Origin of the sequence: Citrobacter sp. Cpo142 (assembly GCF_030332425.1) — a bacterium.
GTDB lineage: Bacteria > Pseudomonadota > Gammaproteobacteria > Enterobacterales > Enterobacteriaceae > Citrobacter > Citrobacter portucalensis.
Genome location: NZ_JAOWHW010000030.1, coordinates 109,158 through 128,084, shown reverse-complemented (window position 1 = coordinate 128,084; position 18,927 = coordinate 109,158). Strand labels below are relative to the sequence as shown.

At 52.4% G+C, this 18,927-nt stretch carries 15 protein-coding genes and 1 riboswitch; of the genes, 6 read left to right on the top strand and 9 right to left on the bottom strand.

What is annotated here, in order from left to right; genetic code table 11:
- Positions 1–92 precede the first annotated feature (92 nt).
- Together murI and btuB are read right to left on the bottom strand one after the other, a co-directional pair.
- The gene (gene murI / locus OGY18_RS01590; RefSeq protein WP_286551394.1) at positions 93–944 is read right to left on the bottom strand and encodes a glutamate racemase; all 852 of its coding nucleotides are present in this window, start codon (positions 942–944) and stop codon (positions 93–95) included.
- Positions 889–2,745: a TonB-dependent vitamin B12 receptor BtuB gene (gene btuB / locus OGY18_RS01585; RefSeq protein WP_286551391.1), complete on the bottom strand. Its 1,857-nt coding sequence runs from the start codon at positions 2,743–2,745 to the stop codon at positions 889–891. Before btuB ends, murI begins: the two co-directional genes overlap by 56 nt.
- A 65-nt stretch (positions 2,746–2,810) precedes the next feature.
- Positions 2,811–2,997: riboswitch (cobalamin riboswitch) on the bottom strand.
- A 115-nt stretch (positions 2,998–3,112) separates the two neighbouring features.
- On the opposite strand from btuB, the gene trmA reads away from it, so the two are divergent.
- On the top strand, positions 3,113–4,213 hold the full coding sequence (gene trmA, locus OGY18_RS01580) for a tRNA (uridine(54)-C5)-methyltransferase TrmA (protein WP_191221959.1): 1,101 nt from the start codon (positions 3,113–3,115) through the stop codon (positions 4,211–4,213).
- A gap of 82 nt (positions 4,214–4,295) precedes the next feature.
- Here trmA and OGY18_RS01575 read toward each other — a convergent pair whose 3' ends face one another.
- The gene (locus OGY18_RS01575; protein ID WP_003825114.1) at positions 4,296–4,655 is read right to left on the bottom strand and encodes a YijD family membrane protein; all 360 of its coding nucleotides are present in this window, start codon (positions 4,653–4,655) and stop codon (positions 4,296–4,298) included.
- 15 nt (positions 4,656–4,670) lie between these two features.
- Positions 4,671–5,306, bottom strand: a complete 636-nt coding sequence (gene fabR, locus OGY18_RS01570) for an HTH-type transcriptional repressor FabR (RefSeq protein WP_003028862.1) — start codon at positions 5,304–5,306, stop codon at positions 4,671–4,673.
- Positions 5,307–5,497: 191 nt separating this feature from the next.
- On the opposite strand from fabR, the gene sthA reads away from it, so the two are divergent.
- On the top strand, positions 5,498–6,898 hold the full coding sequence (gene sthA / locus OGY18_RS01565; protein ID WP_003028860.1) for a Si-specific NAD(P)(+) transhydrogenase: 1,401 nt from the start codon (positions 5,498–5,500) through the stop codon (positions 6,896–6,898).
- Here sthA and oxyR read toward each other — a convergent pair.
- The 4 genes from oxyR to argC form a co-directional block, all read right to left on the bottom strand.
- Positions 6,881–7,798, bottom strand: coding sequence for a DNA-binding transcriptional regulator OxyR (gene oxyR / locus OGY18_RS01560; RefSeq protein WP_008787060.1), 918 nt, complete (start codon positions 7,796–7,798; stop codon positions 6,881–6,883). The two genes, sthA and oxyR, sit on opposite strands and share 18 nt — an antisense overlap.
- Positions 7,799–8,131: 333 nt before the next feature.
- Complete coding sequence (argH, locus tag OGY18_RS01555) at positions 8,132–9,502, bottom strand: argininosuccinate lyase (RefSeq protein ID WP_003825132.1); 1,371 nt, start codon at positions 9,500–9,502, stop codon at positions 8,132–8,134.
- A 108-nt stretch (positions 9,503–9,610) separates the two neighbouring features.
- On the bottom strand, positions 9,611–10,384 hold the full coding sequence (argB, locus tag OGY18_RS01550) for an acetylglutamate kinase (protein ID WP_003028854.1): 774 nt from the start codon (positions 10,382–10,384) through the stop codon (positions 9,611–9,613).
- Between the two features lie 10 nt (positions 10,385–10,394).
- A complete protein-coding gene (gene argC, locus OGY18_RS01545; protein ID WP_149384912.1) occupies positions 10,395–11,399 on the bottom strand; it encodes an N-acetyl-gamma-glutamyl-phosphate reductase in 1,005 nt (334 codons plus the stop codon).
- 155 nt (positions 11,400–11,554) lie between these two features.
- On the opposite strand from argC, the gene argE reads away from it, so the two are divergent.
- The 4 genes from argE (at position 11,555) to OGY18_RS01525 (ending at position 18,583) form a co-directional block, all read left to right on the top strand.
- Complete coding sequence (gene argE, locus OGY18_RS01540; RefSeq protein ID WP_003028848.1) at positions 11,555–12,706, top strand: acetylornithine deacetylase; 1,152 nt, start codon at positions 11,555–11,557, stop codon at positions 12,704–12,706.
- A gap of 269 nt (positions 12,707–12,975) precedes the next feature.
- Positions 12,976–15,627 carry a phosphoenolpyruvate carboxylase gene (gene ppc / locus OGY18_RS01535; protein ID WP_003825139.1) on the top strand — a complete coding sequence of 884 codons (2,652 nt, stop codon included), beginning with the start codon at positions 12,976–12,978 and terminating at the stop codon, positions 15,625–15,627.
- Positions 15,628–15,837: 210 nt separating this feature from the next.
- Entirely contained in the window at positions 15,838–17,571 is a 1,734-nt protein-coding gene (locus OGY18_RS01530) for a phosphoethanolamine transferase CptA (RefSeq protein WP_286551386.1), read from the top strand.
- A gap of 151 nt (positions 17,572–17,722) precedes the next feature.
- Positions 17,723–18,583 (top strand): helix-turn-helix transcriptional regulator, encoded by an 861-nt coding sequence (locus OGY18_RS01525; RefSeq protein WP_003825144.1) that lies wholly within the window; start codon positions 17,723–17,725, stop codon positions 18,581–18,583.
- Here the strand turns inward: OGY18_RS01525 and OGY18_RS01520 are convergent.
- Positions 18,570–18,926, bottom strand: coding sequence for a PTS fructose-like transporter subunit IIB (locus OGY18_RS01520; protein WP_126319602.1), 357 nt, complete (start codon positions 18,924–18,926; stop codon positions 18,570–18,572). The genes OGY18_RS01525 and OGY18_RS01520 overlap by 14 nt on opposite strands.
- Position 18,927: the final 1 nt, after the last annotated feature.

The following is an 18,927-nucleotide window of genomic DNA, read 5'->3' as shown; positions in this document are numbered from 1 at the left end:
GTCAGTGGAGGCGCATTATAGGGAGTTATTTCAGGCTGACAAGGGGAAATTTAAAATAATCTTCCGAGTGCGTATTTTTTCATCAAAACCACTTAAACTGACAGTTTTTCGAGCGTTTTAAAGCCATAGCGCTGTAGCACAGGCAATAATTGTTCAGCTTCTGTCGTCATTGCCATACAAAATGCGACGTTCTCATCGGTTGATTTCGCATCTGGTGCTTCATGCTCTAACAACCAGGCCGTGCGGCGCGCTATCGCGGCACCAGAATCCACCAGTCTCGTCCCCTCGGGCAGGACCTGTAAAAGCTCTTCCTGTAATAGGGGGAAATGAGTGCAGCCGAGCACTACAGTGTCAGGTGGTTCAGACATCCGCAGCCACGGACGCAGAATACGCCGCAGCTCTTCCAGAGAAACTGTTTCACCGTGTAGCTTCGCTTCCGCAAGTTCCACCAGCTCAGCAGAACCCAACATTGCAATTTGGCATTCGTTAGCGAATCGCGCAATCAGCTCATGGGTATACGAGCGCTTCACCGTTGCACGTGTAGCCAGTAGCCCCACAACACCGTTCGCCGTGAGTCGCGCTGCCGGTTTAATCGCAGGCACCACGCCCACAACCGGGAAAGCAAATTTCTCACGTAACGCAGGGAGCGACACCGTGCTTGCTGTATTACACGCGATGACCGCAAGAGAGAGGGGATAGCGCCGCTGGACCGCAGTCACAATCTCAACAACACGCTCGACGATAAACTCCTCGCTCTTCTCTCCATAAGGAAAGGCGACGTTGTCGAAAGCGTAGATATAGTGGAGATCCGGCAGAAGACGCCGGATCTCGTCATAGACCGACAACCCACCGACGCCGGAATCAAATACCAGCACGGTGGGACGGGGATCAGAAGGTGTAGCTGCCAGACAAGGTGTATTCCCGTCCTGCAGTTGCGTAGCCATAAACTGTCTCGTAATCTTTATCGAACAGGTTGGCGATTTTACCACGAACTGTCAGCTGTGAGGTGATTGGATATGACACTCCGATATCCCACAAGCTGACACCGCCCAATTTAACATCACGATTATTGTCGTAATCATTATCGTAACGTTCACCTATATATTGATAAGCAACGTTCCACCCCAAGTCCTGAACCTGCCCAGTTAACTCATACTTAACCTGCTGTTTTGCTCGGCGATAGAGTACCTTATTCGTATCATCATCCCGCGGGTCAACATACTGTAGCGTCAGGTGATGATCTACCGGGCCTGTCGTAACATTCCCAGTCCATTCCAGCCCTTTAATCGTGGCTGACTTAACGTTGACGTACTGGTTATTCTTGTAATCGATCAGGTTTTGAATTTCATAATGATATGCAGAAAGACGCCAATCAAGCGGCCCTGTCAATCCATCAATCCCTGCTTCCCACTGTTTAGATTCTTCCGGTTTCAAATTCGGGTTGGCTGCAATACCCGGCCCATAGGAAGAAGCAAAACGCGTAGCCCCGTATTGCTGACCAAGTGAAGGAGCCAGGAAACCTGTGCCATAAGAGAGCGTTGCACGGTAGCCATCAACAAACTCCCAGCCTGCAGCAGTCTGCCAGGTGCCATGCCAGCCGAATTGTTCATCATGATCTTCACGGCTTGAGGCTTCCAGCGTGACGCTTTCAATTTGTTGTTGCCCAGTTAGATAAAGTCCGGTCGTATCACGTTTATAAGCGTCCGATTTCGTGGTACTACTGGAAGTCAGCTTTTCTTGTTTCCAGTCGACACCACCGCTAATCGCTCCATGCCCAACCTCAACGTTATTTCCCCACTGAATATAGCGCTGCTCCATATTATCCAGCGTAGCATCCCCCGCATAACGACCGAGTTGATTGCTATAGTTGTAATCTTTGAGATGCTGGTAGTTAGCAATCAGTTGGGCGGAATAGATACCTGAGCTGTAACGAAGGCCGGAATCCCAGGACTGAGTGTAATTCTGAGCTTCGTCATTACCGCCAGCATAGCCATAAGAGCCCTGATCGTAATCGCTATTCGCCGTGTAGCCGTAACCACGGAAGAAACCGGAGAAGTTATCGTTAAACTTGTGCTGCAAGCCGCCCCAGAACAGTTTGTTGCGATAACCATCGCGATCGCTGTCGCCGCTGTAAGGGGAATCAGGTTGAATGTTAAAGCCTTTGGTCGTCTGGTAAGCGCCAGCCGCCGTCACCATCGTGTCACCAAATCGTTTATTTATCGTGCCGTCGTAGGTCTGATAACCATCAGTCCCCATACCTGCGTTGATCTGTGATTTCTCTTCATCACTCATCGTAATGATGTTAACCACACCACCGATCGCGCCAGACCCGTACACCGCTGAACGCGGCCCGCGAATGTATTCAACACGTTGCACCAACGATACCGGAATCTGACCAATATCAATCGCATTACCGATGCCCGCACGCGCCATCGGCACGCCATCAATCAATACCAGGACATGCCGGGACTCAGTACCGCGAACATACAGCGAGGAGCTTTTCCCCATACCGCCGCTTTGCGAAATATCTACGCCCGGCAATCGGCGCATGACATCATTGAGATCTTTTGACTGCCAGCGCTGAATATCTTCACGCGTCACCACATCAGTGGGGGCAAGGACGGTGTTAACAGGCTGCTGAAAACGGTTGGCAGTAACGACGAGAGTATCTGGGCTAGTATCCTGTGCCCAACCAGAAAATGCCGTGACGGACAGTGCCGTGCACAGCAACGATTTTTTAATCATTGTAAAGCATCCACAATATAAGAAGGATGCCGCAGGTCCCACCGATAGTACGCGATGATGAAAGCCAGATGCGACGTTAGCCGGCAGGTCTTCGGGCTTGGAGGCAACTTAAAGAGACGATAACTTCCCACGGCATGCCGCAGTGTCTGCACCAGGTGCGCTCATCCCCTACCTTCCTTACCGCTGCGCGTCAGCTCCAGATTCACACTGGATTCCCTTTTAACTCACAGGACCGGAAAACGGATGCTACAGTTTGTTACAACCCACTGTCCAGACTGCGTATCACAATATCGGAAATCATCAATGACTGGACATCTGATGAGCAATCCCTACAATCCCCGCGTACTTTTATTTTTCAGGACGCATCATGACCCCCGAACACCTTCCGACAGAACAGTACGACGCACAGTTAGCTGAAAAAGTGGTGCGTCTGCAGAGCTTAATGACGCCATTTTATGCACAGGCTCCGGAAGTGTTTCGCTCACCGGTCAGCCACTACCGTATGCGCGCGGAATTCCGTTTGTGGCATGAAGGTGATGATCTGTACCACATCATGTTCGACAGCCAGACCAAAAACCGTATCCGTGTCGACAGCTTCCCGGCAGCCAGTGAGCTTATCAACACGCTGATGACGGCAATGATCGAAGGCGTTCGCAACAACCACGTCCTGCGTCACAAACTGTTTCAGATTGATTACCTCACAACCCTGAGCGATCAGGCGGTGGTATCGATGCTGTACCATAAAAAGCTGGATGATGAATGGCGTCAGGAAGCTGAAGCGCTGCGGGATGCGCTGCGGGCGAAAAACCTGAACGTACATCTGATTGGCCGGGCAACCAAAACCAAAATCGAGCTGGATCAGGACTACATTGACGAACGCTTGCCGGTTGCGGGTAAAGAGATTATCTATCGCCAGGTTGAGAACAGCTTCACCCAGCCGAACGCCGCCATGAATATTCAGATGTTGGAGTGGGCGATTGATGTCACCAGATGCTCAAAAGGCGACCTGCTGGAGCTGTATTGCGGCAATGGCAATTTCTCGTTAGCCCTGGCACAAAACTTCAACCGCGTACTGGCGACGGAAATCGCCAAGCCGTCCGTGGCTGCGGCACAGTACAACATTGCGGCTAACCATATTGATAACGTACAAATTATCCGCATGGCGGCCGAAGAGTTTACTCAGGCGATGAACGGCGTTCGCGAGTTCAACCGTTTGCAGGGAATCGATCTGAAGAGTTACCAGTGTGAAACTATCTTCGTTGACCCACCGCGCAGCGGTCTGGACAGCGAAACGGAGAAAATGGTGCAGGCGTATCCGCGCATTCTGTACATCTCCTGCAATCCGGAGACGCTGTGTAAGAATCTGGAAACGTTAAGCCAGACGCACAATGTTTCACGTCTGGCGCTATTCGATCAGTTCCCGTATACGCACCATATGGAGTGCGGCGTACTGTTAACCAAGAAGTAAGACAGAACGTAGGCTGGATAAGCGCTACCTGTTCAGATTGCCGGATAGCGGCGTTGCCTTATCCGGCCTACCGCTACAACTGTTACTCCGCAATTTCCTGTTTACGGTTACGGACTTTAAAGCCGATCCAGAACACCAGAATCACAGACAGTACCGCCGGGAAGAAGTTAGAGCCAATATCCGGATATTCAGCGCGTACCACAGTGCTGTACAACAGAACGCCGAGGATAAAGCAGGCGGCAGCCAGGCCCGGCAATCCCACAGGCATAGTGCGATTCTGATAGCGTTGATGCAGACAATACACCGTCAGCACCAGCGAAATGATCGGGAATACTGAGAATGGCACAATGGAGCTAAACAGCGCCGCAAATGTACCATTGATCGATAAGCCAGCAACCAGCGCCAGCAGCAGCGTACCTTTATCTTGACCTGACTGTTTCATTGCTTGTCCTTCTCGTTACTCGGAGTGGTGCGTCATCTTCTCTTGTTCACGGCGGTACCAATAAAATGCGCCTTTCGCGATCATGCGTAGTTGCAATACCAGCCGCTCTTCCAGCTGTCGGCGCTGTTCAGCGCCAACATCCAGTGCTTCTGCCCCGGCGCTGAACACAATGGTTACCATGGCTTCGGCTTGCGCTTCAGTAAACGCACGAGGCATATGGTTTTCGAGTTCCAGATAGTCCGCAAGTTCCGCAATGAAGTGCTGAATTTCACGAGCGACCGCTGCACGAAACGCTGCGGATGTCCCCGAACGCTCGCGCAATAATAAACGGAAGGCGTTGGGATTGTTGCCGATGAACTCCATAAATGTTGAGACCGAGGTGCGGATCACACTCCCGCCCTTCGCGATACGCTGGCGCGCCTGGCGCATCAACTGACGCAGCATCAGACCGCTTTCATCCACCATCGTCAGGCCGAGTTCATCCACATCGCGGAAATGGCGATAAAACGAGGTTGGCGCAATGCCCGCTTCACGAGCAACTTCGCGTAAACTGAGACTGGCAAAACTGCGCTCAGCGCTCAGTTGACTAAATGCGGCTTCTACCAGCGAACGCCGGGTTTTTTCTTTTTGTTGCGCTCTAACGCCCATCACGATGTCTGAATCCTTCCACATACCTTGCTGGCACTATACCAGAGATTAGGCGGTTGGCATGGCTTTGTGAATGATTGTTTACGCGCAGTTTGTGCTTCGAGTTCGCAAAAAAGCACAACGATAATTGGGTTATCTCAACAACGATGTTACTATTCTGTTGCTTTTATGTATAAGAACAGGTAAGCCTGACCATGTCACATTCTTACGATTACGATGCAATAGTAATAGGTTCCGGTCCCGGCGGCGAAGGCGCGGCAATGGGTCTGGTTAAGCAAGGAGCGCGCGTCGCGGTAATTGAGCGCTATCATAACGTCGGCGGAGGTTGTACCCACTGGGGCACCATCCCGTCGAAAGCTCTCCGCCACGCCGTCAGCCGCATTATTGAATTCAATCAGAACCCACTGTACAGCGACCACTCCCGACTCCTTCGTTCTTCTTTCGCCGATATTCTCAACCACGCTGATAACGTTATTAATCAGCAAACACGTATGCGGCAAGGATTTTACGAACGCAACCACTGCGAAATTTTGCAGGGAAATGCCCGTTTTGTTGATGAACACACGATTGCCCTGGAATGTCACGACGGTACGGTGGAAACGCTGACTGCGGATAAGTTTGTTATTGCCTGCGGTTCGCGTCCTTATCGCCCTGTTGATGTCGACTTTTCGCATCCCCGGGTTTACGACAGTGACTCTATCCTGAGCCTGCACCACGAACCCCGTCATGTGCTGATTTATGGCGCGGGGGTCATTGGCTGTGAATATGCGTCGATCTTCCGTGGAATGGACGTCAAAGTTGATTTAATCAACACCCGTGATCGTCTGCTGGCATTCCTCGATCAGGAGATGTCCGACTCGCTCTCTTACCACTTCTGGAACAGCGGTGTGGTCATTCGCCACAACGAAGAGTATGAGAAGATTGAAGGTTGCGATGACGGCGTCATCATGCACCTGAAGTCCGGTAAGAAACTGAAGGCCGACTGCCTGCTGTACGCCAATGGCCGTACCGGTAATACCGATTCGCTGGCGCTGGAAAATATTGGTCTGAAAACCGACAGCCGTGGGCAATTGAAGGTCAACAGCATGTACCAGACGGCGCTGCCGCATGTGTATGCCGTAGGGGATGTGATCGGTTATCCGAGCCTGGCATCAGCGGCCTACGACCAGGGACGCATTGCCGCCCAGGCACTGGTAAAAGGCGAAGCCACCGCGCATCTGATCGAAGATATCCCAACCGGAATTTACACCATTCCGGAAATCAGCTCCGTTGGTAAAACAGAACAGCAGCTCACGGCAATGAAAGTTCCATACGAGGTTGGCCGCGCCCAGTTTAAGCATCTGGCACGTGCACAAATCGTGGGTATGAGTGTCGGAACACTGAAGATCCTGTTCCATCGCGAAACCAAAGAGATTTTGGGGATCCACTGCTTTGGGGAGCGCGCGGCCGAAATTATTCACATCGGACAAGCGATAATGGAGCAAAAAGGTGGTGGTAACACTATCGAGTACTTCGTTAACACCACCTTTAACTACCCAACCATGGCAGAAGCCTATCGGGTAGCGGCGCTAAATGGCTTAAACCGCCTGTTTTAACGCACTGTCGAAATGGCCATCCATTGATCCACGGATGGCCTCTGCCAGCTGTTCATAACGGCTGCGCAGCGGCGAACCAGGACGGTACACCAGACCAATCGTGCGACGCGGTTCGGGTTTAATGCATGGCAGATAAACGACACCATCACGCTTACGCTCCGGCGGAACGGCCAGCGCAGGCAGCAAGGTAATACCGCTTCCTGCCGCTACCATGTTACGCAGCGTTTCCAGACTGGTTGCCCGGAAATGGGTATCTTCATCAGCACCCGCTTCAAAGCAGAAGCCCATCGCCTGATCGCGCAGGCAGTGGCCATCTTCCAGCATCAGCAGTTTTTCACCCGCCAGATCGGACATCGGAACACAGTCACGGTTTGCCCATGGATGATCTTCATAGATCGCCAGCATCATAGGCTCATCAAATAACGGTACTTCGATGAACGCCTCACTCTCTTTGACCAGCGCCAGAATGACGCAGTCGAGCTTGCCGCTATCCAGTTGCGCCAACAGCTGATGCGTCTGCGCCTCATGAAGATACATTTCCAGTTTTGGAAAGGTCTGGTGCAACATAGGGATAATATGCGGCAGCAGGTATGGCCCCACCGTTGGGATCAAACCAATATGCAGCGGGCCAGACATTGTCTCGCCTTGTTGGCTTGCCATCTCCTTGAGCACTTTGACCTCGCGCAGCACGGTGCGCGCCTGATCCACCAGCAGCAAACCAGCCTGGGTGAACAGCACCTTACGACTCGTACGCTCCAGCAACATGACGCCAAGCTCATCTTCCAGCTTGCGGATCTGCCCGCTCAGCGTGGGTTGGCTAACGTGACAGGAGTCTGCCGCTCGTCGGAAGTGACGATGTTCGGCTAGCGCTACCAGGTATTCAAGATCACGAATATTCATTATTCATCCTCCATCGCCACGATAGTTCGTAGCGATAGGTAGCATAGCAACGAACGATTATCCCTATCAAGCTTTCTGTTTAATAATGCACCACAGAAACGGAACGGTACCCCTTTAACCCTTGAAGCTACTGTCCGTTTTGAGAATTTCTCTCATACTCGAAATAACTAAAGCCAACGTGAACTTTTGCGGACCTTGCGTCCGCATTTTTTTTGCATAAAAAAGCCCGGCGTCGCAAAGCTCGGCCGGGTTATGGTTTGGTAGGCCTGATAAGCGTAGCGCTATCAGGCAGAACGGCGCACATTGCCGGATGGCGGCTTCGCCTTATCCGACCTACAGGCGTGCCTTCGCGAAGTCGATCGCCTGCGCAACCTGCTGCGGCGACACGCCACCTTTCGCTGCACGTTTATCCAGACACGATTGCAACGAGAGGATCGGGTAAACGTCATCGCCAATCACCTGGCTGAACTTTTGTAAGTCGGCAAGCGACAGCGCTTCCAGCGGTTTGCCCTGACGAATCGCCTCGACCACCGTTTCCCCCACGATATGGTGCGCTTCGCGGAACGGGACGCCTTTCGCCACCAGATAATCCGCCAGCTCAGTGGCGTTAGCATAACCCTGCTGCGCCGCTTCCTGACAACGCGGACGTTTCACCTGGATGCCATCCAGCACCAGCGCGGCCATATGCAGACAGTCCAGCCAGGTGTCGAGCGCGTCGAATAGCCCTTCTTTGTCTTCCTGCATATCTTTGTTGTATGCCAGTGGGAGGCCTTTTAACGTCATCATCATGCCGGTCAGCGCACCCTGCACGCGACCGCATTTGCCACGGATCAGCTCCAGCGCATCCGGATTTTTCTTCTGCGGCATCAAAGATGAACCCGAAGTCACACGATCGGACAGTTCAACAAAGCCCGCTTCGCCGGTGTTAAAGAAAATCAGATCTTCAGCAAAACGCGACAGGTGTACCATGCCGATAGAGGCGTCGGAGAGTAACTCCAGCACGTGGTCACGGTCAGATACGCTGTCCAGACTGTTGCGCGTTGCCGAGGCAAAGCCCAACCAACCCGCCAGCTGCTCGCGATCGATTTCATACGCCGTACCCGCCAGCGCGCCGCAGCCTAACGGACTGACGTCCAGGCGTTTGAGCGCATCCTGCAAACGGCTCTCGTCACGCGCCAACATTTCAACATAGGCCAGACACCAGTGAGCAAACGTCACCGGCTGCGCACGTTGCAGGTGGGTGTAGCCCGGCATGACGGCGTCCTGGTTATTCTCCGCCGTCACCACCAGCGCAGTTTGCAACTGACGATTGGCCGACAGTAATTCGATAACCGTGTCTTTGCACCACAGCTTGAGATCGGTCGCGACCTGGTCATTACGGCTACGCCCGGTATGCAGTTTTTTACCAAGCTGGCCGACTTTATCAATCAGCTTACCTTCCACCCAACTGTGAATATCTTCGGCATCGCTTTGCAAAATCTGCTGAGGATTCGCACGAACCTCTTCCAGCAGGTTATTCAGCGCCTCTTCCAACTGCAGCTGTTCATCGGCAGTCAGTACACCGACTGTTACCAACGCTTTGGACCAGGCCACAGAGCCAACAATATCCTGTTCTGCCAGGCGGTAGTCAAAACGCAACGAGTCGTTGAACTGTTTGAACCGCTGATCTGCTGCCTGTGTAAAACGCCCACCCCAAAGTGCCATAACAAATTTCCTTAATATGATATTTTTGCCCGGTGGCGCTGCGCTTACCGAGCCTACAAAACCCACGTAGGCCGGATAAGGCGAAGCCGCCATCCGGCACATTAATAGTTAAGCCAGAATACGCGTACCAATTGGCGTGCCGTTAAACAGCGCCGGGAGTTGCTCTGCATGACGCCAGGAGGCGATATCCACCGGACGGCCCAGCGTACGCGCGGCATCCAGCGCCGCATTCACCTTCACGATCATGCCATCGGTAATAATGCCCTGTTCAATCAGCTGTTCCGCTTTCGCCGCGGTCATTTCGGCAATGCGCTGGCCTTTGCCATCCAGAATACCGCTCACATCAGAGAGCAGGATCAGATCCGCACCCAGCGTTGCCGCCAGCGCCGTTGCCGCCTGATCGGCATTCACGTTCATCAGCAGCCCATCATCAGTGACGCCAATAGAGCTTACTACCGGCAGAAAACCGCTTTCCAGCAGCGTGTTAATCAGCTTAGGCGAACCCGGCTGTGCCAGTCCAACATGACCCAGTTCTTTATCGAGCGGCGTCACTTTTACGCTGTCGCCATCGCCAAGATACAGACCCACAGACGCGATGTGATGCTTTTTCGCCCAGGCCAGTAAAGTTTTATTCGCCGTTCCCGCCAGGGCACCGGTAATAATGTCAATTTGATCGGCAGGCGTGACGCGCAGACCATTTTTCTTTTTCACAGGCAGATTCAGCTGCTTCATCAGCTCGTCGACCACGCAGCCGCCACCGTGCACAATGACCAGCGGACGCTGGTGCGACTCACGATAATTCACCAGTGCGGTAAACAAGCGCTCCAGCGCCTCTTCGCTATCCAGTAAAACGCCGCCCAGCTTGATAATTAATGGATTCATTGTTGCACCCTTAAATAAGAGACTGCGTTTGGGCAAAGCCAAAACGAATATTTGCGCACTGCATCGCCTGTGCCGCCGCGCCTTTCAATAAGTTGTCTTCCGTCGCCACAACGATCAAATGCTCACCCTGCACAGCAAACCCTATATCACAGAATGGTAATCCAACCACATTCTTCAGCGCTGGAACCCCTTTGTCATACAGACGCACCAGCGGTTTATCGCCATACGCCTGTTGCAGCGTCAGAGCTACCTGAGCATGAGTTACACCCGCGTTAAGGCGGCAAGTGATAGTTTCCAGAATTCCGCGCGGGAAGTTGCCCAGATGTGGGGTGAAAATCACTTCAGCCCCCAGATGAGTGGCGATTTCCGGCTGATGACGATGGGTAAACACGCCATACGGTTGCAGGCTTACTTCGCAAAAACTATTAGAGATAGCCGCTTTACGGCCCGCGCCGCTCACGCCACTGGTCGCATTAATTACCGGCCACTGGCTGAGATCCAACAGTCCGGCGTCAATCAGTGGTTTCAGCGAAAGCTGCGCCGCCGTCGGGTAACAACCCGGCACAGCAATCAGATTCGCTTCTTTCAGCTTGTCCGCGTTCCACTCCGCCAGCCCGTAAACTGCCTGCTCCAGCAGGTCGGGATGCTGATGGGTAAAACCATAATATTTTTCATAGAACGCGCCGTCGTTGACACGAAACGCGCCAGAGAGGTCAAACACCACGCAACCGGCCTGCAAAAACTGCGGCGCCAGGTCATGACTCACCTCATGAGCCGTTGCGAGGAACACAACATCCAACCCTGCGCTAAACTCGCTGATATCTGACATTGGCTGCAACGGTAAATCGACAATGCCTTTCAACTGCGGATGCAAATCGGAGATTAATTTTCCTGCATCATTGCTTTGCGCTGAGACGGTCAAAGCGGTTATGGTCATATCAGGATGGCGATTTACATAGGTCACAAGCTCTGCGCCGGCATAGCCACTGGCGCCCACAATCAGCGTATTCAACATCGGGGCTGCTCACCTTCTTAGATTCTGTTGCCAGGTATAAGCCTTTATCACCTCACCTTACACTTGGTGGGTTTTATTACGCTCAACGTTAATGTATTTTTATTCACAAATACTGCATGAATATTGATACTATCATGACCCGAGGTGTGTCAACAATGAAAAACAATTTACCGCCATTTATCGAGATTTACCGCGCTCTGATTGCCACGCCATCGATTAGCGCTACCGAAGAAGCGCTCGATCAAAGCAATGCAGGTTTAATCACTCTGTTGGCGGGCTGGTTTAAAGATTTAGGCTTCAATGTGGAGGTCCAGCCGGTTCCCGATACGCGAAATAAATTCAATATGCTGGCGAGCATTGGACAGGGCGCTGGTGGTCTGTTGTTGGCGGGCCATACCGATACCGTACCCTTTGACGACGGACGCTGGACGCGCGACCCGTTCACTCTGACCGAGCATGACAATAAGCTGTATGGTTTGGGTACGGCGGACATGAAAGGCTTCTTCGCCTTTATCCTCGACGCGTTGCGTGATGTCGACGTCACGAAGCTGAAAAAGCCCCTCTACATTCTGGCCACTGCCGACGAAGAGACCAGCATGGCGGGAGCACGCTATTTCTCTGAAACCACCGCTCTGCGCCCGGACTGCGCGATTATTGGCGAACCCACTTCACTCCAACCGGTTCGCGCGCACAAAGGTCATATCTCTAATGCGATACGCATTCTGGGGCAGTCGGGTCATTCAAGCGATCCGGCGCGTGGCGTTAATGCGATTGAACTGATGCATGATGCCATCGGCCATATCATGCATCTGCGCGATGACCTGAAAGCGCGCTATCACCATGATGCCTTTACCGTTCCGTATCCAACGTTAAATTTGGGCCACATCCACGGCGGCGACGCCGCCAACAGAATCTGCGCCTGCTGCGAACTGCATATGGATATTCGACCGCTACCGGGTATGACGCTAAACGATCTCAATGGGTTACTTAACGAAGCGCTGGCCCCTGTCAGCGAACGCTGGCCGGGTCGCCTGACCGTATCGGAACTGCATCCGCCGATTCCAGGCTATGAGTGTCCGCCTGACCATCAACTGGTAGAGGTGGTTGAGAAACTGCTGGGCGCACAGACTGAAGTGGTGAACTACTGCACCGAAGCGCCATTTATCCAGACGCTTTGCCCGACGCTGGTATTGGGTCCAGGTTCTATTAATCAGGCGCATCAGCCGGATGAATATCTGGAAACACGCTTTATTAAGCCAACTCGCGAATTAATCACCCAGGTTGTGCATCATTTTTGCTGGCATTAACTACTTGTCACCCCGCTAATCCTTAAGTGGTAAGCGGGGTGATTTTTTAACATTTCCATAAGCAACGCTTATTTGATTGGATGTGAATTAAATAACGTAAATTCACGGCATTTATTCGTTTGCTGAACCGATTTCGCAGCAATTGACGTCACGTGTTTTACGTGGCTTTATAAAAGACGGCTAAAAAGTTAAGTCCGCAAGATTTCGCGTGATAGTCAGGCGCGAAAGATACAGGACATATTCAAAATAGATGGGGTGTCTGGGTTAATATGAACGAACAATATTCCGCGTTGCGTAGTAATGTCAGTATGCTCGGCAAAGTGCTGGGAGAGACCATCAAGGATGCGCTGGGAGAGAACATTCTTGATCGCGTAGAAACAATTCGTAAGCTGTCCAAATCATCTCGCGCTGGCAATGAAGTTAATCGCCAGGAATTGCTCACCACACTGCAAAATCTGTCTAACGACGAGCTACTGCCGGTTGCCCGCGCATTTAGCCAGTTCCTGAACCTGGCCAACACCGCCGAGCAATACCACAGCATTTCGCCAAAAGGCGAAGCAGCCAGCAACCCGGAAGTGATTGCTCGCACTCTGCGTAAACTGAAAGAGCAGCCCAACCTCAATGACGCCACCATCAAGAAAGCCGTAGAATCACTCTCTCTGGAGCTGGTACTCACCGCCCACCCGACCGAGATCACTCGTCGTACGCTGATCCATAAAATGGGTGAAGTGAACGCCTGCCTCAAGCAGCTTGATAACAAAGACCTCGTCGATTATGAACGCAACCAACTGATGCGCCGTCTGCGTCAACTCATTGCTCAGTCCTGGCATACGGATGAGATCCGCAAGCTGCGCCCAAGCCCGGTTGATGAAGCCAAATGGGGTTTCGCGGTAGTTGAAAACAGCCTGTGGGAAGGTGTGCCGAACTACCTGCGCGAGCTGAATGAACAACTGGAAGAGCATCTTGGATATAAGCTGCCGGTTGATTTTGTCCCGGTTCGATTTACTTCCTGGATGGGCGGTGACCGTGATGGTAACCCGAACGTAACGGCAGATATCACCCGTCACGTGCTGCTGCTCAGCCGCTGGAAAGCGACAGACCTGTTCCTGAAAGACATCCAGTTTCTGATTTCTGAGCTGTCGATGGTGGATGCCACGCCGGAGCTGATGGCGCTGGTAGGCGAAGAAGGTGCAGCTGAACCTTATCGCTATCTGATGAAAACCCTGCGTTCTCGTCTGATGGCAACCCAGGCCTGGCTGGAAGCCCGTCTGAAAGGCGAGAAATTGCCGAAACCTGCGGGACTTCTCACCCAAAACGAGCAGCTCTGGGACCCGCTGTATGCGTGCTACCAGTCACTGCAGGCCTGTGGCATGGGTATTATCGCCAATGGCGAATTGCTCGACACCCTTAGGCGCGTGAAGTGTTTCGGCGTGCCGCTGGTGCGTATTGATATTCGTCAGGAAAGCACCCGTCACACTGAAGCCCTGGGCGAACTGACCCGTTATCTGGGCATTGGCGACTACGAAAACTGGTCGGAAGCGGATAAACAAGCTTTCCTGATCCGCGAACTGAATTCCAAGCGTCCGTTGCTGCCACGTAACTGGGAGCCGAGCAATGACACCCGCGAAGTGCTCGACACCTGTCGGGTCATTGCCGAAGCCCCATATGGCTCCATTGCCGCCTATGTTATCTCGATGGCGAAAACTCCGTCGGATGTGCTGGCCGTGCATCTGCTGCTGAAAGAAGCCGGAATTGGTTTTGCTATGCCGGTCGCTCCGCTATTTGAAACGCTGGACGACCTCAACAATGCCGATGACGTCATGTCGCAACTGTTGAATATCGACTGGTACCGCGGATTTATTCAGGGCAAACAGATGGTCATGATTGGCTACTCTGATTCCGCAAAAGACGCGGGCGTGATGGCGGCCTCCTGGGCGCAATACCAGGCTCAGGACGCGCTAATCAAAACCTGCGAAAAAGCCGGTATCGAACTGACGCTGTTCCACGGTCGCGGTGGTTCCATTGGTCGCGGCGGCGCGCCTGCCCATGCAGCGCTACTCTCTCAACCGCCGGGCAGCCTGAAAGGTGGTCTGCGCGTGACAGAACAAGGGGAGATGATCCGCTTTAAGTACGGCCTGCCGGAAGTGACCATCAGCAGCCTGTCGCTGTATACCGGAGCAATTCTGGAGGCCAACCTGTTGCCACCGCCAGAACCGAAAGATAGCTGGCGTCATATCATGGATGAACTTTCCGATATTTCCTGCGAGCTCTATCGTGGATATGTGCGTGAAAACAAAGACTTCGTCCCTTATTTCCGCTCAGCTACACCGGAGCAGGAACTGGGTAAACTCCCGCTCGGTTCACGTCCGGCAAAACGCCGTCCGACCGGCGGGGTAGAGTCTCTGCGCGCCATTCCGTGGATCTTCGCCTGGACGCAGAACCGCCTGATGCTCCCGGCCTGGCTGGGTGCAGGTACCGCGCTGCAAAAAGTGGTTGAAGACGGCAAGCAAAGCGAACTTGAAGCCATGTGCCGCGACTGGCCATTCTTCTCCACACGCCTTGGCATGCTGGAAATGGTTTTCGCGAAAGCAGACCTGTGGCTGGCAGAGTATTACGATCAGCGCCTGGTCAAAAAAGATCTGTGGCCGTTGGGTGCAGAGCTACGCCAACGCCTGGCAGCAGATATCGATGTCGTACTGGCGATTGCCAACGACTCACATTTGATGGCCGACCTGCCGTGGATTGCCGAGTCCATTCAGTTAAGAAATATTTATACTGACCCGCTGAACGTATTACAGGCAGAGCTGTTACACCGCTCACGCCTGGCGGAAGAGCAAGGCAATGCACCGGACCCTCGCGTGGAACAAGCATTGATGGTCACAATCGCTGGTGTCGCCGCTGGTATGCGTAATACAGGCTAACATCCCTCCCCCGTCGCCTTCGTGCTATTATTCGGAGGCGACGGCAAAAACCGCTGTTACAACCACTTCATTTTCAATATATTCCCCCTCGAATATATTCACTAAATGAATATATAGATGGCAAAACACGATCCTAAGATCGTGATGCTTCAGTTCCTCTTAATGTTTAAGTGCTACTCTTGGCGCTACAATTAAAGACAGGCTTACATTATGCAATCCTTACACCCCCAGTCTAAACCTAAATTTAGCTGGAAAGCCCTGGGTTGGGCGCTCCTCTATTTTTGTTTTTTTTCCAGTTTACTCCAGGTCGTTATTCTCTTATCCGGCTATAGCGGAACTAATGGTTTACGCGACTCCTTACTGTTCAGTTCGCTGTGGTTGATTCCGGTATTCTTATTTCCAAACCGTATCCGCGTTATTGCTGCCGTCATTGGCGTAATGCTATGGGCGGCCTCGCTGGCTGCTCTAAGCTATTACGTCATTTACGGACAAGAGTTCTCGCAAAGCGTTCTGTACGTAATGTTTGAAACCAATGCGAACGAAGCCAGCGAATATCTGAGCCAATATTTCAGTCTGAAGATTGTCTTAATTGCGCTGGCCTATACAGCTGTGGCAATTCTGCTATGGACACGTCTGCGTCCTGTGCATATTCCATCACCCTGGCGCTATCTGGTGTCGTTTGCACTGTTATACGGTTTGATTCTGCATCCGATGACGGTGAACACGTTTATCAAACATAAACCATTTGAAAAAACGTTGAATGGTCTCGCCTCACGCATGGAACCAGCTGCGCCATGGCAATTCATCTCCGGTTATTATCAGTATCGTCAGCAGTTGACCGCGCTGAACAGCCTGCTGAATGAGAACAATGCCCTACCGCCGTTGGCCAACTTTAAAGACAGCTCAGGTGATGCACCGCGTACGCTGGTACTGGTGATTGGCGAATCAACGCAACGTGGCCGCATGAGCCTGTACGGTTACCCACGCGAAACAACGCCGGAACTGGATGCGCTGCATAAATCCGATCCTAACTTCACCGTGTTCAATAATGTCGTGACCTCCCGTCCGTACACCATTGAAATCCTGCAGCAGGCGCTGACCTTCGCTAACGAGAAGAACCCGGATCTGTATCCGACTCAGCCGTCCCTGATGAACATGATGAAACAGGCAGGTTATAAAACCTTCTGGATCACCAATCAGCAGACGATGACTGCCCGCAACACCATGCTGACAGTGTTCTCTAAGCAGACGGATAAACAGTTCTATATGAACCAGCAGCGTACACAAAGTGCACGCGAATATGACAGCAACGTGCTGGCACCGTTTAAAGAAGTACTGGCTGACCCTGCACCGAAAAAGTTCATCATCGTGCACCTGCTGGGAACGCATATTAAGTACAAATTCCGCTATCCGGATGGTCAGGGTAAGTTCGACAATAATATCGACAATGTGCCCGCTGGCCTGAGTGACGATGAGCTGGAAGCTTACAACGATTACGACAGCGCGAATGTTTACAATGACCATATCATTGCCAGTCTGATCAAAGACTATAAAGCGACCGATCCGAACGGCTTCCTGCTGTACTTCTCCGATCATGGAGAAGAGGTATACGATACGCCGCCGCATAAAACGCAGGGTCGTAATGAAGACAACCCAACGCGTCATATGTATACGGTGCCGTTCCTGCTGTGGACCTCGGAAAAATGGCAGGCTGCACACCCACGTGACTTCTCACAGGATGTGAATCGTAAATACAGCAGCTCAGAGCTTATCCACACCTGGTCTGATTTAGCGGGCTTCACCTATGATGGTTTCGATCCAACTCGTGCCATTACCAGCCCGCAGTTCAAAGAGACGACCCGCTGGATTGGCAACCCGTACAAAAAGAATGCCCTGATTGATTACGATACCCTGCCTTACGGCAATCAAATCGGTAATCAGTAACAGTCTGCCGGATGCGCTACGCTTATCCGGCCTACAGCTCGCAAAGACTTGTAGGCCGGATAAGGCATTAGCCGCCATCCGGCAATAATCACTTGAGGGCGATTGTTTTCAACGTTACTGTTTCCCTGTCTGCTGCCTGCAAGGGATTAACATGTATCACGACATCAGCCACCTGCTCTCTCGCCTGATCAACGGCCCCACGCCGCTGCGCCAGATTTACTTTGCCAGCACCAGTAGCTCAACGCCGGAACTGGCGTATCAGGTCGATTTTCCCCGACTGGAGATTGTGCTGGAAGGTGAATTCACCGATAACGGTGTTGCTGGCGCATCCGCGACGTTACAGCCTTACGATGCCTTGTTCGTTCCGGCTGGTGGCTGGAACTTTCCACAGTGGCTCACACCGGTGACCACGCTCAGTATCTTATTTGGCAAACAGCAACTGGGTTTTAGCATCGTGCAGTGGGACGGTAAGCAATATCAAAACCTTACCCGTCAGCACGTCGCGCGGCGTGGACCGCGTATTGGCTCATTCCTGCTGCAAACGCTCAATGAAATGCAGATGCAGCCGCAGGAGCAGCAAACCGCCAGGCTAATCGTTGCGAGCTTGCTGAGCCACTGTCGCGATCTGCTCGGTAGCCAGATCCAAACCGCATCACGCAGCCAGGCGCTTTTCGAAGCCATTCGCAACTATATTGACGAACGCTACGCTTCACCACTCACCCGAGAATCCGTCGCGCAGGCGTTCTACATCTCACCCAATTATCTTTCCCACCTTTTTCAAAAAACGGGCGCTATCGGTTTTAACGAATACCTGAACCACACGCGACTGGAGCACGCAAAAACGCTGTTGAAGGGTTACGAATTGAAGATTAAAGAGGTGGCGCACATTTGTGGGTTTGTTGACAGCAACTACTTCTGCCGCCTGTTTCGCAAAAATACCGAACGTTCGCCATCAGAATACCGTCGGCAGTACCACAGCCAATTGACGGAGAAAGAAGCTAATCCAGAGTAAGATGCGTATGCTGTGGCGCTGAAAGCAGCTTTCGCACGGCACTCATCACCCGCTGCGGCTCACGCAGAAATGCGCTAATGCCCGACTGAACGTATCGGCTCTGCGTAAAACGCTCTGCTCCTGCCGGTTCAATATCAGTAATCAGCAACACCACATCAGCGCGGTTAATATCCTCTTCCGTCAGGCGATTTTCGGTACCCAATGCACCCTGAGTTTCGATCTTGATACTCCATTTTTCTTGCTGGCAGAGTTTCTCCAGCCGCTCAGCTGCCATATAGGTATGGGCCACGCCGCTTACGCACGCGGTGACAGCAACCAGATATCGTACAGGTGCGATGGTCATA